Consider the following 15,347-nt stretch of genomic DNA (forward strand, 5'->3'; position numbering starts at 1 on the left):
GCGGACCCGGGCCCGGGGAAACCGGCTCAGCGGCCGCTGCTCCTCGGGTCGACCAGGCCGGCGCGGCGCAGGGCGTCGGCCATCGCGCTGTTCGCGGGCGCGGGTGCCTGCCGCGAGCCGTCGCCGCCACCGCTGCCGCCGCGGCGGCCCTGGCGCTGCTGCGGCGGACGCCCGCCGCGCCGGCGGCGCTCACCGCCGCCCGCCTGGCCCGCCCGGTCCTGCCCGGCCGCCTCGTCGTCCAGCCGCAGCGTCAGCGAGATCCGCTTGCGCGGGATGTCCACGTCCAGGACCTTCACCTTGACGATGTCGCCCGGCTTCACCACGTCCCGCGGGTCCTTGACGAACGTCTTCGACATCGCGGAGACGTGCACCAGACCGTCCTGGTGGACACCGACGTCGACGAAGGCGCCGAAGGCGGCCACGTTCGTCACCACGCCCTCCAGGACCATCCCGGAGGACAGGTCGGAGATCTTCTCCACACCCTCCTTGAAGGCAGCGGTCCTGAAGGCCGGCCGCGGGTCGCGCCCCGGCTTCTCCAGCTCCTTGAGGATGTCGCTCACGGTCGGCAGACCGAACGTCTCGTCCACGAAGTCCTGCGGCCGCAGCGAGCGCAGCACCGCCGTGTTGCCGATCAGGGAGGCGACCTCCTGGCCCGAGGTCTTCACCATGCGCCGCACGACCGGGTAGGCCTCCGGGTGCACGCTGGAGGCGTCCAGCGGGTCGCCGCCGCGGATCCGCAGGAAGCCCGCGCACTGCTCGAACGCCTTCGGGCCGAGCCGCGCCACCTTCTTCAGCTCGCTGCGCGACCTGAAGGGACCGTTGGCGTCCCGGTGGGCCACGATGTTCTCGGCGAGCCCGGAGGTGATGCCGGAGACCCGGGCGAGCAGCGGGGCCGAGGCGGTGTTGACGTCCACGCCCACGCCGTTCACGCAGTCCTCCACCACCGCGTCCAGCGAACGCGACAGCTTCACCTCGGACAGGTCGTGCTGGTACTGGCCGACCCCGATCGACTTGGGGTCGATCTTCACCAGCTCCGCCAGCGGGTCCTGGAGCCTGCGGGCGATGGACACCGCGCCGCGCAGCGACACGTCCATGTCCGGCAGCTCCTGGGAGGCGAAGGCGGAGGCCGAGTACACGGAGGCGCCCGCCTCGGACACCATCACCTTCGTCAGCTTCAGCTCGGGGTGCTTGGCGATGAGCTCGCCGGCGAGCTTGTCGGTCTCGCGGGACGCGGTGCCGTTGCCGATCGCGATCAGCTCGACCGCGTGCTCCTTCGCCAGCCGGGCCAGCTTGGCGATCGCCTCGTCCCACCGGTTCGCCGGGACGTGCGGATGGATCACGTCCGTGGCCACCACCTTGCCGGTCGCGTCCACCACGGCGACCTTCACGCCCGTGCGGAAGCCCGGGTCGAGGCCGAGCGTCGCCCGGGTGCCCGCCGGGGCGGCCAGCAGCAGGTCGCGCAGATTGGCCGCGAAGACCCGCACCGCCTCGTCCTCGGCGGCGGTCCGCAGCCGCAGCCGCAGATCGATGCCGAGGTGCACCAGGATGCGGGTGCGCCAGGCCCAGCGGACCGTGTCCAGCAGCCACTTGTCGCCCGGGCGCCCCCGGTCCGCGATCCCGAACCGGTGGGCGACGATCCCCTCGTACGACGAGGGACCGTCCACCGGCTCCTCCGGCTCCAGGACGAGGTCGAGGACCTCCTCCTTCTCGCCGCGCAGCATCGCCAGGACCCGGTGCGAGGGCAGCTCGGTGAACGGCTCGGCGAAGTCGAAGTAGTCCGCGAACTTCGCGCCCGCCTCCTCCTTGCCCTCGCGCACCCTGGCGGCCAGTCGTCCGCGCACCCACATGCGCTCGCGCAGTTCGCCGATCAGGTCGGCGTCCTCCGAGAACCGCTCGGTGAGGATCGCCCGCGCGCCGTCCAGGGCGGCCTGCGGATCGGCGACGCCCTTGTCGGCGTCCACGAACGCGGCGGCCGCGGCGAGGGGCTCGACGCCCGGATCACCGAGCAGCCCCTCCGCCAGCGGCTCCAGCCCCGCCTCCCGCGCGATCTGCGCCTTGGTGCGCCGCTTCGGCTTGAACGGCAGGTAGACGTCCTCCAGGCGCGCCTTGGTCTCCGCGCCGCGGATCCGGGCCTCCAGCTCGTCGGTCAGTTTGCCCTGCTCGCGCACCGACTCCAGGATCGCCGTACGCCGCTCCTCCAGCTCCCGCAGGTAGCGCAGCCGCTCCTCGATCGTGCGCAGCTGCGCGTCGTCGAGCATCTCGGTCGCTTCCTTGCGGTAGCGGGCGATGAAGGGCACCGTCGAACCGCCGTCGAGCAGTTCCACGGCGGCCCTGACCTGCCGCTCCCGTACGCCGAGCTCCTCGGCGATCCTGCCTTCGATGGACCCTGCGAGGGGTGTCGTCACGTTCCCGTACCGCCTTCTCCACTGAGGTTGCGCGGCAATTGTGGCAGGTGGCGCCGACAACCCGGGATGAGGGCCGCGACGTGCCCGAACACCACTCGGACGGCGTCAGGCGCGGTGACCGCGGGCGGAGGACGAGGCTCCGCCGAAGAGCCGGGCCAGTGCCCGGAACGGCAGGGTCACGACGGTCGCGATGGCGCCGCCGATCTGGCGCAGGACGTCTGCGATGGCACGGAACACGTGTGTCTCCTTCCCTCTCCCGGCCACGGCGGCCGGGACGGACTCCATGTCGGGGCGTGTACCTCGTCAACGCTTCAACATGCATGCCGCCGTCCCGCTCCCCGCCGACCGGGCGTGGCAGGAAAGGTGGGAAGCCCGTCATTGCGGCCATGACGGGCCACGCCGAGAATCGACCGCATGGCGCAGCGAACCGTGCTCGTCGTCCTCTTCGACGGCGTGCAGAGCCTCGATGTCACCGGTCCCGTGGAGGTCTTCGCGGGCGCCGAGAAGCACACGCCGGGCACGTACCGGCTGTGCACCGCCTCCCTGGACGGCGCCCCCGTGCGCACCAGCAGCGGTCTGACCGTCGTACCGGACCGGGCCCTGGCCGGCGCGCCCGACCCGCACACGCTCCTGGTGCCCGGGGGCCGGGGCACCCGGCGTCCCGATCCGCGGCTGACCGACTGGCTGCGCCGGCACGGACCGCGCGCCGAGCGCCTGGTCTCCGTCTGCACGGGAGCGGCCCTGCTCGCCGGAGCCGGGCTGCTGGACGGCCGCCGCGCCACCACGCACTGGGCCCACTGCGACCGGATCGCCCGGGACCACCCGGCCGTCTCGTTCGACCCGGACCCCGTCTACGTCCGCGACGGCCACGTCGCCACGTCCGCCGGCGTGACCTCGGGCATCGACCTGGCGCTCGCCCTGGTCGAGGACGACCTGGGCCGGGAGGTCGCCCTCACCGTCGCCCGGCACCTGGTGGTGTTCCTGCGCCGGCCCGGGAACCAGGCGCAGTTCAGCGCCCAGCTCGCCGCCCAGACCGCGCGGCGCGAGCCGCTGCGCGAGGTGCAGCGCTGGATCACCGAGCACCCCGACGCCGATCTCACCGTCGAGGCGCTCGCGGCCCGCGCCGCCCTCTCCCCGCGCCACTTCGCCCGCGCCTTCCACGCCGAGACCGGCACGACGCCGGGCCGCTACGTCGACCGGGTACGGCTCGAACACGCCCGGCGCCTGCTGGAGGACACCGGCGACGGCGTCGAGGAGATCTCCCGCGCCAGCGGCTACGGCACCCCCGAGGCGATGCGCCGCGCCTTCGTCCGGACCCTCGGCGCGTCACCGGCGGAGTACCGCCGCCGCTTCCGGCCCGCCCCCTCACCCGCCCCCTCGCCCGCCCCCACCTGAAAGGCCGCCGATGCAGATCGCCGTCGTCCTCTTCGACCGTTTCACCGCCCTCGACGCCGTGGGTCCGTACGAGACCCTCGGCCGCCTCCCGGACGCGCAGACCGTCTTCGTCGCCGAGCGGACCGGTCCCGTGCGCACCGACACCGGCGCGCTCGCGCTCACCGCGGACCGGACCCTGGCCGAGGTGCCGGCCCCGGACGTCGTCGTCGTCCCGGGCGGCCCCGGACAGACGCCCCAGATGGAGAACGAGACCCTGCTGGACTGGCTGCGCACCGCCGACGCGAGCAGCACCTGGACGACGTCCGTGTGCACGGGTTCCCTGCTGCTGGCCGCCGCCGGGCTCCTCGAAGGACGTCGGGCCACCTCGCACTGGCTGGCCCTGGACCACCTGAGGCGGTTCGGCGCCGAGCCCACCGGGGAGCGGGTGGTGACCGACGGCAAGTACGTCACCGCGGCCGGCGTCTCCTCCGGCATCGACATGGGTCTCACCCTGCTCGGCCGGATCGCCGGCGACGAACACGCCCAGGCGGTCCAGCTGCTCACCGAGTACGACCCGCAGCCGCCCTACGACGCGGGGTCACCGCAGAAGGCGCCCGCGCACCTCGTCGAGGAGTTCCGGGCGAAGAGCCGTTTCATCCTGACGTAGCCGTGGTCCACGTGAAGCGCGGCGGCCGGCGCTCCAGGAACGCGGCGACCCCTTCGGCGGGGTCGCCGCTCGTGCGCGCCTGCTCGTCCCAGTGGGCGTCGCGGTCGGTGCGGCCGTTCGCGAACTCCTTCGCCGCCGCCTGCGTCAGCTGTGAACGGGACGCCAGGATCCGGGTGAACTCCGCGACCCGCTTCCCCAGTTCGCCCTCGGGCAGCACCTCGTCCACCAGGCCGGTGCGCAGGGCCCGCTCGGCGTCGATCAACTCGCCCGAGAACAGCAGGTACTTGGCCGTGGCCGGACCCACCAGCGACACCAGCCGCCGGGTGGCGGACGCCGGGTAGACGATCCCGAGCCGCGCCGGCGTCACACCGAACAGCGCCCCCTGCTCCGCGAACCGCAGATCGCAGGCCGCCGCCAACTGCGCCCCGCCGCCCACGCAGTGTCCCCGGACCGCAGCCAGCGTCGGCCTGGGGAAGGCGGCGAGCGCCTCCTCCGCCGCCACGGCCAGCCGCTGCGCCTCGACCGGTGACCCCTGGAGGGTGGAGATGTCGGCCCCGGCGCAGAACGTCCCGCCCTCGCCGGCGAGCACCAGCGCCCGCACCCCGGGGTCGCCCGCCAGCGCGTCGAGCAACGGGGGCAGGGCGGCCCACATCGCCGCCGTCATGGCGTTGCGCTTCGCCGGGTTCCGGACGACGACCGTGGCGACCGAGTCGGTGACGCCGTGCAGCAGCTGGGGCTCCATGCGCCGGATGCTATCCGCCCCGGTCACCGCCCTGACCGGCAGGAGCCCGCGCGGTGTGACGACGGGCGGACGAAAGGGGAACATGAGGAGGTAGTGCGATCAAGGAGGCACCCATGGTCAAGTCCACCAACCCCCACGGCGAGGCGGCGAAACTGAGCCGTGGCTTCGGCTGGCTCGCCGTGCTCGGGGTGATCCTGGTCGTCGCCGGCCTCGTCGGCCTGATCTACACCGGCGTCGCCACCCTGACCTCGATGCTGCTGTTCGGCTGGCTGCTGCTGATCGGCGGCGTGGTCGGGCTGCTGCACGCCGTCCAGGCCCGGCACACCAACTTCTTCTGGCTCGGCGTGGTCGTCGCGGCCCTGAACATCGCGGCCGGGGCGGTGATCCTGAAGTCCCCGGAGGCCGCGGCCGAGGCGCTGACCATGTTCGCCGCCCTGCTGTTCCTCACCGGAGGGGTGTTCCGGCTCGTGGGCAGCCTGGTGGTGCGCGGACCGCAGTTCGGCTGGACGCTCGTGCAGGGCGCCTTCGGCCTGCTCCTCGGCATCCTGGTGCTGGCCTCCTGGCCGAGCAGCAGCCAGTACGTCATCGGCACGTTCTTCTCCCTCGCCCTGCTCTTCGACGGGCTCGGCCTGATCGCCACCGGCTACGGCGGACGCCGGATCGTCGGCATGGTCTCCGACCGGCTGGCCGGTGAGGAGGCCGCACGGAAGGCGGAGGGGGAGGACCCGTACGGAACGGACCCGTCGGCCACCAAACCCGTACAACCCGAATAGTTCGTCGACACGGCACAAGGAGGGCCGGAACGGTCCCGCAATCGACGGTGTCATACGCCAACGGTCAGAAACGCTCGATATGCGCTGACTTGTGTTCAGGACTCCGGTGCGGAGCGGCTCGTTACCAACACTCGACGCGTGGCGACAATCGAGCGCGAGGGCGGCGACCGGGCGATGGACGACCAGGGGCGCGGGTCCGGCCCACGCCCACAGGGCGCGGAAGGCCCCGCCGAGGCGGGGACCGCGGAGCCGCTGCCGTACGAAGGCGTCTGGCGGTTCACCGCCCCGGCCGTCGACGCCTCGGTCCCGCAGGCCCGCCACGCCGTGCGGGACCTGCTGCGGCGCCAGGGGGTGCCGGTCCCGGACGACGTGGCGCAGGGACTGCTGCTGATCGTCTCGGAGCTGGTCACCAACGCCGTGCGGCACGCGGCGCTGCTGTCCCCGATGCTCGCCGTCGAGGTCGCCGTCGGCGCCGAGTGGATCCGGGTGTCCGTGGAGGACAACCACCCCTACCGTCCGACCGCCCTGGAGGCCGACCACGGCCGCACCGGCGGCCGCGGACTGCTGCTGGTGCGCGAGATCACCCGCGAGGCGGGCGGGGCGTGCGACGTCGAGCACACCGCGAGCGGCGGCAAGGTGGTCTGGGTCGCCCTGCCGCTCAGACCCGCGCGGTTCCAGCCGGCGGCCGGTCCTCCGGTCACCAGCCCGCCGACGGCCCCGTCAGCTCCCGGACCGCCGGACGGGCCGCGTCCAGGACGGTCATGAACCAGGACGAGAACGTGTCCTGCGCGTGCCGCCGCGCCAGCTCGGCCGGGGTCACGAACACCGTCGACGCCACCTCCGCCGGGTCCGGTCGCAGCGGGGACTGCACCATGCCGACGAAGAGGTGGTTGTACTCCTGCTCCACCAGTCCCGAGGCCGGGTCCGGGTGGTTGTAGCGGACCGTGCCGGCCTCGGCGAGCAGGGAGGGCGAGATCCCCAGCTCCTCGAACGTCCGCCGGGCCGCCGCCGCGAACGGCGCCTCGCCGGGGTAGGGGTGGCCGCAGCAGGTGTTCGACCACACACCGGGGGAGTGGTACTTGCCCAGCGCCCGCTGCTGGAGCAGCAGCCGCCCGCGCTCGTCGAACAGGAACACCGAGAACGCCCGGTGCAGCTGCCCCGGCGGCTGGTGGGCGGCCAGCTTCTCCGCGGTGCCGATCGTCACACCGTCCTCGTCGACCAGTTCCAGCAAAATCGCCTCTGCGGTGCCGTCCGACGCGCCGTGCGTCGCGGTGGCAGGTGTGATCGGCATACCCATCCTTCACTCGGTCTTCGCGCCCCAAGTCTGCCGCACGAATCCGGCACTCCCGGCACTCCACCGCACGCCCGCATGTCCCGGGGACGGCGCGGGAGGCGGTCGGTGCCGGCCGGACGCCGGAAGCGGGGCCCGGAAGGCGATCGTGCCCGGAGCGGCCGACGGGGAACCGTCCGGAACCGGCGCCGTGGGCGCGCGGGGGGCGCCTCAGTGGCAGAGCCGCGCCTCGTGCTCCGCGTGCCCGCCGGGCTCCAGCTGGAAGGTGCAGTGCTCCACGTCGAAGTGGTCGCCCAGACAGCCCTGCAGCTCGTGCAGCATCTTCTCGTGCCCGATGGCGTTCAGCACCTCGGAGCTGACGACCACGTGCGCGGAGAGCACCGGCATCCCCGAGGTGATCGTCCAGGCGTGCAGGTCGTGGACGTCCTCCACGCCGTCCGTGGCCAGGATGTGCGCCCGTACCTGGGCCATGTCCACCCCCTTGGGCGCCGCCTCCAGCAGCACGTCCAGGGTCTCGCGCAGCAGCTTCCAGGTGCGGGGCACGATCATCAGCGCGATCAGCAGGGAGGCGATCGGGTCGGCGGCCGTCCAGCCGGTGGTCAGGATCACCAGCGCGGACAGGATCACGGCGACCGAGCCGAGCGCGTCCGCCGCCACCTCCAGGAAGGCGCCGCGCACGTTCAGGCTCTCCTTCCGGCCGCGCATCAGCAGGGCCAGCGACACCAGGTTGGCGACCAGACCGATCGCGCCGAACACCATCGCCAGGCCGCCCTTGGTGTCGGCCGGGGTGACGAACCGCTCGATCGCCTCGTACAGCACGTAGCCGCCGACGCCGAGCAGCAGCAGGCAGTTGGCCAGGGCGGCCAGGATCTCCGCGCGGGCGAGGCCGAAGGTGCGGTGCCCGCTCGGCGGGCGGTTCGCGAAGTGGATCGCGAGCAGCGCCATGCCCAGGCCCAGGGCGTCCGTCGCCATGTGGGCCGCGTCCGCGACCAGGGCGAGCGAGTCGGCCAGCACGCCGCCGACGATCTGGACCACCGTGACACCGAGCGTGATCGCCAGCGCCACCCGCAGCCTGCCGCGGTACGCCGCGCTCGCGGTGCCGCCGGCCGGCGCGCCGTGCGCGTGCCCGTGGCCGTGCCCAGCCCCCATGGGAACCACCCTTCCGTGACCTTCTTCCGGAGCACAGTGAACTACGGGAGGGGGGTATCCGGCAACGCGGCACTGAACACCGTTGTCATGTGCCCTGACCTGCGAAAACGCCACGCAGGTCAGGGGCGTGCGGATCCGGGTGCGGGGCGGTCACCGCGGTGCAGCCGCCAGCCCCGCCAGGCCGAGTCGACCATCTCGTGCACCGAGCGCCGGGCGGTCCAGCCCAGGTGCTCGGCCGCCCGGGCGGCCGACGCCACCGCGCGGGGGGCGTCACCGGGGCGGCGCCCCTCCACGACCGGGGCGCGGGTGTCGCCGGTGACCTCGCCGACGACCGCGATCAGCTCGCGCACCGAGACGCCCTCGCCGCGGCCGATGTTCACCGTCAGGTCGCCGGTGAGGTCACCGGCGGCCAGCCGGCGGGCCGCCGCCAGATGGGCGTCCGCCAGGTCGGCCACGTGGATGTAGTCGCGGACGCAGGTGCCGTCCGGGGTCGGGTAGTCGTCACCGAAGATCCGCGGGGCCTCGTCGCGGGTGAGCCGGTCGAAGACCATCGGCACGATGTTGAACACCCCGGTGTCGGCCAGCTCCGGCGCCGCCGCCCCCGCCACGTTGAAGTAGCGCAGGCACACCGTGGCGATGCCGTGCGCCCGGCCCGCCGCCCGCACCAGCCACTCGCCGGCCAGCTTGGTCTCGCCGTACGGGTTCACCGGGGCGCAGGGCGTGTCCTCCGTGATGAGGTCCACGCCGGGGTCGCCGTACACGGCCGCGGAGGAGGAGAACACGAAGCGTTCGATCCCGGCCCCCACGACGGCGTCCAGGAGCGTCGCGAGACCGCCGACGTTCTCCCGGTAGTACCGGGTCGGCTGCGCCACGGACTCGGCGACCTGCTTGCGCGCGGCGAGGTGCACCACTCCGGTCACCCCGTGCTCCGCGCACACCCGCTCCAGCAGCCCGCCGTCCAGTGACGAGCCCCTGACCAGCGGGACGTCGGCGGGAAGCCGCGCGGGCACCCCGGCCGAGAGGTCGTCCAGCGCGACGACACGCTCCCCGGCATCGGTCATGGCCCGCGCCACGTGTGCCCCGATGTAACCGGCTCCGCCGGTGATCAGCCATGTCATGGTCGCCCACCCTATGCCGAGCGGGCCGGGCGGTCCGCAAGGTCCCGTATGCGCCCCTGCGTCCTTTCTGGGAGTGCGGTTTGTGGGGCGGGCCCCGCATCCCTGATGATGATCGCGGCAGCGGCAGGGGCGAACCGCGTCGATCCAACCTTCGAACGGGCGGTGAACACGCGCTTCCGGGCATCCGATAACCTCTGCCGACATGCCGCCCGGAGGCCCCCGCACGGGCGCCCCACCATGTACATGACCGGCGTGGACGCGTCGGCACCCAGGGAGTGAGTTCGGTTGTCGACCGCCATCCTCACCGGTCAGCCGGTCCCCGGTTCGTCACTCGAGGGCGACCTGCGCTCCCTCGGCTTCGACGTGCGGATCGCGTCCGGCACCGCCGAGGCCGAGACCCTGCTCGCCGGGGTGCCGGCGGGGGAGCGGGTCGCGGTGGTCGACGCCCGGTTCGTGGGCCATGTGCACGCGCTGCGCCTCGGCCTCACCGACCCCCGCTTCGAGCTCGCAGCGATCCCGGGCGCCGTCACCGCCCGGCCGGCCGGGCGCCGGGCCCTGACCCGCGCCCTGGCCCGCGAGAACTCCGCGGCCGACGGCACCACCCTCGTCGACAGCCTCGCCGACCGCGTCGCCACCGCCCTCGACGCCGACGGCGCCGACGTGCACCGGCCCGAGCTCGGCAGCCTCGTCGCCACCGTCCCCGGCGACCCGCAGGCCCGCAACGAGGCCCGGCAGGCCGTCGCCGCCGTCGACGACGAGGCCGTCCGCCTGAAGTCGGCGGTCAAGGCCCGCGACGGCTTCTTCACCACCTACTTCATCAGCCCGTACTCCCGCTACATCGCCCGCTGGTGCGCCCGCCGGGGCCTCACCCCCAACCAGGTCACCACCGCCTCGCTGCTCACCGCGCTCATAGCGGCCGGCTGCGCCGCCACCGGCACCCGCGGCGGCTTCGTCGCCGCCGGCGTGCTGCTCATCGCCTCCTTCGTGCTGGACTGCACCGACGGCCAGCTCGCCCGCTACTCCCTGCAGTACTCCACCCTCGGCGCCTGGCTCGACGCCACCTTCGACCGCGCCAAGGAGTACGCCTACTACGCCGGTCTCGCCCTCGGCGCGGCCCGCGGCGGTGACGACGTCTGGGCCCTCGCCCTCGGCGCGATGGTCCTGCAGACCTGTCGGCACGTGGTCGACTTCTCCTTCAACGAGGCCAACCACGACGCCACCGCCAACACCAGCCCCACCGCCGCCCTCTCCGACAAGCTCGACAGCGTCGGCTGGACGGTCTGGGTGCGCCGCATGATCGTCCTGCCGATCGGCGAACGCTGGGCGATGATCGCCGTCCTCACGGCCCTCACCACCCCCCGGATCACCTTCTACGCCCTGCTCGTCGGCTGCGCCTTCGCCGCCGCGTACACCACGGCGGGCCGCGTCCTGCGCTCGCTGACCCGCAAGGCCAGGAGGACCGACCGGGCGGCCCGCGCGCTCGCGGACCTCGCCGACTCCGGCCCGCTCGCCGAGGGCCTCGCGGGGGCGCTGAAGAACCCCGCCCGCCGGCTGCCCGGCGTCGCCGCCCCCGCCGTCGCCCTGCTCGGCGGCCTCGCCGTCGTCGCCACGGCCGTGCTCACCGGCTTCGGCGGCCCGTGGACGGTCGTCGCCGCCTGCGGCTACGTCCTGACCTCCGCCCTCGCCGTCGCCCGCCCCCTCAAGGGCGCCCTCGACTGGCTCGTCCCCCCCTTCCTCCGCGCCGCCGAGTACGGCACCGTCCTGGCACTGGCGGCCGACGCGGACGTGAACGGGGCGCTTCCCGCGGCCTACGGCCTGGTGGCCGCGGTCGCCTACCATCACTACGACACGGTGTACCGCATCCGCGGCAACGCGGGCGCGCCCCCGCACTGGCTGGTGCGGGCGATCGGGGGACACGAGGGCCGCGTCCTGGTGGTCGCCGTGCTGGCGGCCCTGCTCACCGCCCCGCAGTTCACGGTCGCGCTCACGGTGCTCGCCGTGGCCGTGGCCCTGCTGGTGCTCGCCGAGAGCATCCGCTTCTGGGTGGCCGCCCACCGGGGTGGCGCGCCCGCCGTACACGATGAAGGAGAACCCGCATGATCGGCCTCGTGCTGGCGGCCGGCGCCGGACGGCGTCTGCGTCCCTACACCGACAGCCTGCCCAAGGCGCTGGTGCCGGTGGGACCCGCGGGCATAGAGGGCGAACCGACGGTTCTCGACCTCACGCTCGGCAACTTCGCCGAGATCGGCCTGACCGAGGTCGCGGTCATCGTCGGCTACCGCAAGGAGGCCGTGTACGAGCGCAGGGCGGCCCTGGAGGAGAAGTACGGCCTCAAGCTCACCCTCATCGACAACGACAAGGCCGAGGAGTGGAACAACGCCTACTCCCTGTGGTGCGGCCGTGACGCCCTCAAGGACGGCGTGATCCTCGCCAACGGCGACACCGTCCACCCGGTGTCCGTCGAGAAGACGCTGCTCGCCGCCCGCGGCGACGGCAAGAGGATCATCCTCGCCCTCGACACCGTGAAGTCGCTGGCCGACGAGGAGATGAAGGTCGTCGTCGACCCGGAGAAGGGGATGACGAGGATCACCAAGCTGATGGACCCGGCCGAGGCGACCGGCGAGTACATCGGCGTCACCCTCATCGAGGGCGCCGCCGCCGCCGAGCTCGCCGACGCGCTGAAGACGGTCTGGGAGACCGACCCGCAGCAGTTCTACGAGCACGGCTACCAGGAACTCGTGAACCGCGGCTTCCGGATCGACGTGGCGCCGATCGGCGACGTCAAGTGGGTGGAGATCGACAACCACGACGATCTCGCCCGCGGACGGGAGATCGCGTGCCAGTACTGACCCGGCTCATCCCCTCCCCGCTCGTCGTCGACATCCGCCCCGGAGCCCTCGACGACCTGGGCTGCGTCCTCGCCGACGAGCGCATCTCGCACTCCGGCCGGCTGGCCATCGCGGTCAGCGGCGGCTCGGGCGCCCGCCTGCGCGAGCGGATCGCCCCGAGCCTGCCCGGCGCCACCTGGTACGAGGTCGGCGGCGGCACCATCGACGACGCGGTCCGGCTGGCCGGCGACATAAAGGCCGGCCGCTACGACGCGGTCGTGGGCCTCGGCGGCGGGAAGATCATCGACTGCGCCAAGTTCGCGGCGGCCCGCGTGGGCCTCCCGCTGGTCGCCGTCGCCACCAACCTCGCGCACGACGGTCTGTGCTCGCCGGTCGCCACCCTCGACAACGACGCGGGCCGCGGCTCGTACGGCGTGCCGAACCCGATCGCGGTCGTCATCGACCTGAACGTGATCCGTGAGGCGCCCGTCCGCTTCGTGCGCTCCGGCATCGGCGACGTCATCTCCAACATCTCCGCGGTCGCCGACTGGGAGCTCGCCCACCGGGTCAAGGGCGAGAAGGTGGACGGCCTGGCCGCGGCGATGGCCCGCCAGGCCGGCGAGGCGGTGCTCCGGCACCCGGGCGGCGTCGGTGACGACGCCTTCCTGCAGGTCCTGGCCGAGGCGCTGGTCCTCACCGGCATCGCCATGTCGGTCTCCGGCGACTCGCGGCCGTCCTCCGGGGCCTGCCACGAGATCAACCACGCCTTCGACCTGCTCTTCCCCAAGCGCGCCGCCGCCCACGGCGAGCAGTGCGGACTGGGCGCGGCCTTCGCGATGTACCTGCGGGGGGCGCACGAGGAGTCGGCGTACATGGCCGAGGTACTGCGCCGGCACGGGCTGCCGGTGCTGCCCCGGGAGATCGGATTCACACCGGACGAGTTCGTCCGGGCCGTCGAGTTCGCCCCGGAGACCCGGCCCGGCCGTTACACGATTCTCGAGCATCTCGACCTGAAGACCGAACAGATCAAGGACGTCTACGCCGACTATGTCAAGGCCATCGGTAGCTGAACTCCGTCCGGTCGTGCACCCCCCGGGGGTCAAGGACCGGCGCAGCGGTGAGCACTGGATGGGACGCCTCTACATGCGAGAGGTGTCCCTGCGGGTGGACCGCTACCTGGTGAACACCCGGGTCACGCCCAACCAGCTCACGTACCTGATGACCGTCTTCGGCGTCCTCGCGGCCCCGGCACTGCTGGTGCCGGGGATCGCGGGGGCCGTCCTCGGCGTGGTCATGGTCCAGCTGTACCTGCTGCTGGACTGCGTCGACGGCGAGGTCGCGCGCTGGAAGAAGCAGTACTCGCTCGGCGGCGTCTACCTCGACCGGGTCGGCGCCTACCTGTGCGACGCCGCCGTCCTGGTCGGGCTCGGGCTGCGCGCCGCCGACCTGTGGGGTCCCGGGCGCATCGACTGGCTGTGGGCCTTCCTCGGCACCCTGGCCGCGCTCGGCGCGATCCTGGTCAAGGCCGAGACCGACCTCGTCGGCGTCGCCCGCCACCAGGGCGGTCTGCCGCCGGTGAAGGAGGCCGCGTCCGAGCCGCGGTCCTCCGGCATGGCCCTGGCCCGCCGGGCCGCCGCCGCGCTCAAGTTCCACCGGCTGATCCTCGGCATCGAGGCGTCCCTGCTGATCCTGGTCCTCGCGGTCGCGGACGCGGCCCGGGGCGACCTGTTCTTCACCCGGCTCGGCACCGCCGTCCTGGCCGGCATCGCCCTGCTGCAGACCCTGCTGCACCTGGTGTCCATCCTCGCCTCCAGCAGGCTGAAGTGAGCGCCGGCATGAAGGTCGGCGCGGTGATCATCACCATGGGCAACCGCCCCGACGAGCTGCGCGCCCTGCTCGACTCGGTGGCCAAGCAGGACGGCGACCCGGTCCAGGTCGTCGTGGTCGGCAACGGCTCGCCCGTCCCGGACGTCCCCGAGGGCGTACGGACGATCGAGCTGCCCGAGAACCTCGGCATCCCCGGCGGCCGCAACGTCGGCATCGAGGCCTTCGGACCGGGCGGCCGGGACGTCGACGTCCTGCTGTTCCTCGACGACGACGGCCTGCTGGCCGGCCACGACACCGCCGAGCTGTGCCGCGAGGCCTTCGCCGCCGACCCGCGGCTCGGCATCATCAGCTTCCGCATCGCCGACCCGGAGACCGGGGTCACCCAGCGCCGCCACGTGCCCCGGCTGCGCGCCTCCGACCCGATGCGCTCCTCCCGCGTGACCACCTTCCTCGGCGGTGCCAACGCCGTGCGCACCCAGGTCTTCGCCGAGGTCGGCGGGCTGCCGGACGAGTTCTTCTACGCCCACGAGGAGACCGACCTGGCCTGGCGGGCGCTCGACGCGGGCTGGATGATCGACTACCGGTCGGACATGGTGCTGTACCACCCGACCACCGCCCCCTCACGGCACGCGGTCTACCACCGCATGGTCGCCCGCAACCGCGTCTGGCTGGCCCGCCGCAACCTCCCCGCGCTCCTGGTCCCGGTCTACCTGGGCGTCTGGATGCTCCTCACTCTCGTGCGCCGCCCCTCGCGTCCCGCACTGAAGGCGTGGTTCGGTGGGTTCCGGGAGGGCTGGACCACCCCCTGCGGACCCCGCAGGCCCATGAAGTGGCGTACGGTGTGGCGGCTGACCCGACTGGGCCGGCCCCCCGTCATCTGACAAGCTCGTAACCGGGAACAACGGGGCCGTACCCAGGCTCCCCGGCTCATGCCAGGCCCGCACAGGCCGCGCATCTCGAAGACGAAAGCTTTCCACCAGTGAGTGAGACAACGCACCACGGCACGGTCGCGACGAGCGCGTCCGTGCCGCCCGACGGGGGACTCACGGCGGCCCAGCTCGCCGCCAAGTACGGGCTGTCGGTCAGCGGTGCCCGGCCGTCCCTCGTCGAGTACGTCCGTCAGCTCTGGGGGCGGCGGCAGTTCATCCTGGCCTTCTCCCGGGCGAAGCTGAC

At 73.2% G+C, this 15,347-nt stretch carries 14 protein-coding genes and 2 pseudogenes; 10 read left to right on the top strand and 6 right to left on the bottom strand.

Translation table 11 applies throughout. The features are described 5' to 3' along the window. Nucleotides 1-26: 26 nt before the first annotated feature. Both FHS37_RS29305 and FHS37_RS40605 read right to left on the bottom strand, forming a co-directional pair. Nucleotides 27-2,405: a Tex family protein gene (locus FHS37_RS29305; RefSeq protein ID WP_184826684.1), complete on the bottom strand. Its 2,379-nt coding sequence runs from the start codon at nucleotides 2,403-2,405 to the stop codon at nucleotides 27-29. Between the two features lie 105 nt (nucleotides 2,406-2,510). Continuing rightward, the gene (locus tag FHS37_RS40605) at nucleotides 2,511-2,642 is read right to left on the bottom strand and encodes an LPFR motif small protein (RefSeq protein ID WP_268254607.1); all 132 of its coding nucleotides are present in this window, start codon (nucleotides 2,640-2,642) and stop codon (nucleotides 2,511-2,513) included. 177 nt (nucleotides 2,643-2,819) lie between these two features. On the opposite strand from FHS37_RS40605, the gene FHS37_RS29310 reads away from it, so the two are divergent. Together FHS37_RS29310 and FHS37_RS29315 are read left to right on the top strand one after the other, a co-directional pair. After that, nucleotides 2,820-3,800, top strand: coding sequence for a GlxA family transcriptional regulator (locus tag FHS37_RS29310; RefSeq protein WP_184826686.1), 981 nt, complete (start codon nucleotides 2,820-2,822; stop codon nucleotides 3,798-3,800). A gap of 10 nt (nucleotides 3,801-3,810) precedes the next feature. Continuing rightward, the gene (locus FHS37_RS29315) at nucleotides 3,811-4,446 is read left to right on the top strand and encodes a DJ-1/PfpI family protein (protein ID WP_184826688.1); all 636 of its coding nucleotides are present in this window, start codon (nucleotides 3,811-3,813) and stop codon (nucleotides 4,444-4,446) included. Here the strand turns inward: FHS37_RS29315 and FHS37_RS29320 are convergent. After that, a complete protein-coding gene (locus FHS37_RS29320) occupies nucleotides 4,433-5,188 on the bottom strand; it encodes an enoyl-CoA hydratase/isomerase family protein (RefSeq protein WP_184826690.1) in 756 nt (251 codons plus the stop codon). The two genes, FHS37_RS29315 and FHS37_RS29320, sit on opposite strands and share 14 nt — an antisense overlap. A 113-nt stretch (nucleotides 5,189-5,301) precedes the next feature. Here FHS37_RS29320 and FHS37_RS29325 point away from each other — a divergent pair, with 113 nt between their 5' ends. Next, nucleotides 5,302-5,961 (top strand): HdeD family acid-resistance protein, encoded by a 660-nt coding sequence (locus FHS37_RS29325; protein WP_184826693.1) that lies wholly within the window; start codon nucleotides 5,302-5,304, stop codon nucleotides 5,959-5,961. Nucleotides 5,962-6,135: 174 nt separating this feature from the next. Beyond that, a pseudogene (locus FHS37_RS29330) lies at nucleotides 6,136-6,633 on the top strand (ATP-binding protein); the annotation flags it as partial. A 25-nt stretch (nucleotides 6,634-6,658) separates the two neighbouring features. Here the strand turns inward: FHS37_RS29330 and idi are convergent. From idi to galE, 3 genes are all read right to left on the bottom strand, one after another. Then, nucleotides 6,659-7,252: an isopentenyl-diphosphate Delta-isomerase gene (gene idi / locus FHS37_RS29335; protein ID WP_184826695.1), complete on the bottom strand. Its 594-nt coding sequence runs from the start codon at nucleotides 7,250-7,252 to the stop codon at nucleotides 6,659-6,661. A gap of 210 nt (nucleotides 7,253-7,462) precedes the next feature. Next, nucleotides 7,463-8,401 (bottom strand): cation diffusion facilitator family transporter, encoded by a 939-nt coding sequence (locus FHS37_RS29340; RefSeq protein WP_184826697.1) that lies wholly within the window; start codon nucleotides 8,399-8,401, stop codon nucleotides 7,463-7,465. A 119-nt stretch (nucleotides 8,402-8,520) separates the two neighbouring features. After that, nucleotides 8,521-9,519: a UDP-glucose 4-epimerase GalE gene (gene galE, locus FHS37_RS29345; RefSeq protein WP_184826699.1), complete on the bottom strand. Its 999-nt coding sequence runs from the start codon at nucleotides 9,517-9,519 to the stop codon at nucleotides 8,521-8,523. A gap of 285 nt (nucleotides 9,520-9,804) precedes the next feature. On the opposite strand from galE, the gene FHS37_RS29350 reads away from it, so the two are divergent. From FHS37_RS29350 to FHS37_RS29375, 6 genes and pseudogenes are all read left to right on the top strand, one after another. Beyond that, nucleotides 9,805-11,619 carry a DUF5941 domain-containing protein gene (locus tag FHS37_RS29350; RefSeq protein WP_184826701.1) on the top strand — a complete coding sequence of 605 codons (1,815 nt, stop codon included), beginning with the start codon at nucleotides 9,805-9,807 and terminating at the stop codon, nucleotides 11,617-11,619. Further along, a complete protein-coding gene (locus FHS37_RS29355; RefSeq protein ID WP_184826702.1) occupies nucleotides 11,616-12,368 on the top strand; it encodes a phosphocholine cytidylyltransferase family protein in 753 nt (250 codons plus the stop codon). Before FHS37_RS29350 ends, FHS37_RS29355 begins: the two co-directional genes overlap by 4 nt. Beyond that, entirely contained in the window at nucleotides 12,356-13,417 is a 1,062-nt protein-coding gene (locus tag FHS37_RS29360) for an iron-containing alcohol dehydrogenase family protein (RefSeq protein ID WP_184826704.1), read from the top strand. The genes FHS37_RS29355 and FHS37_RS29360 overlap by 13 nt, the downstream gene beginning before the upstream one ends. Beyond that, on the top strand, nucleotides 13,395-14,174 hold the full coding sequence (locus tag FHS37_RS29365; protein ID WP_184826706.1) for a CDP-alcohol phosphatidyltransferase family protein: 780 nt from the start codon (nucleotides 13,395-13,397) through the stop codon (nucleotides 14,172-14,174). The genes FHS37_RS29360 and FHS37_RS29365 overlap by 23 nt, the downstream gene beginning before the upstream one ends. Then, nucleotides 14,171-15,055, top strand: coding sequence for a glycosyltransferase family 2 protein (locus tag FHS37_RS29370; RefSeq protein WP_184826708.1), 885 nt, complete (start codon nucleotides 14,171-14,173; stop codon nucleotides 15,053-15,055). The genes FHS37_RS29365 and FHS37_RS29370 overlap by 4 nt, the downstream gene beginning before the upstream one ends. Before the next feature lie 98 nt (nucleotides 15,056-15,153). Continuing rightward, nucleotides 15,154-15,347, top strand: a pseudogene (locus FHS37_RS29375) (ABC transporter permease); the annotation flags it as partial.

This window comes from Streptomyces griseomycini (genome assembly GCF_014203535.1).
GTDB lineage: Bacteria > Actinomycetota > Actinomycetes > Streptomycetales > Streptomycetaceae > Streptomyces > Streptomyces griseomycini.

Excerpts from the sequence above, each read along its gene's own strand:
- FHS37_RS29310 (WP_184826686.1), top strand. The coding sequence starts at position 2,820 with ATGGCGCAGCGAACCGTGCTCGTCGTCCTCTTCGACGGCGTGCAGAGC.
- FHS37_RS29315 (WP_184826688.1), top strand. The coding sequence starts at position 3,811 with ATGCAGATCGCCGTCGTCCTCTTCGACCGTTTCACCGCCCTCGACGCC.
- FHS37_RS29320 (WP_184826690.1), bottom strand. The coding sequence starts at position 5,188 with ATGGAGCCCCAGCTGCTGCACGGCGTCACCGACTCGGTCGCCACGGTC.
- FHS37_RS29325 (WP_184826693.1), top strand. The coding sequence starts at position 5,302 with ATGGTCAAGTCCACCAACCCCCACGGCGAGGCGGCGAAACTGAGCCGT.
- idi (WP_184826695.1), bottom strand. The coding sequence starts at position 7,252 with ATGCCGATCACACCTGCCACCGCGACGCACGGCGCGTCGGACGGCACC.
- FHS37_RS29340 (WP_184826697.1), bottom strand. The coding sequence starts at position 8,401 with ATGGGGGCTGGGCACGGCCACGGGCACGCGCACGGCGCGCCGGCCGGC.
- galE (WP_184826699.1), bottom strand. The coding sequence starts at position 9,519 with ATGACATGGCTGATCACCGGCGGAGCCGGTTACATCGGGGCACACGTG.
- FHS37_RS29355 (WP_184826702.1), top strand. The coding sequence starts at position 11,616 with ATGATCGGCCTCGTGCTGGCGGCCGGCGCCGGACGGCGTCTGCGTCCC.
- FHS37_RS29365 (WP_184826706.1), top strand. The coding sequence starts at position 13,395 with ATGTCAAGGCCATCGGTAGCTGAACTCCGTCCGGTCGTGCACCCCCCG.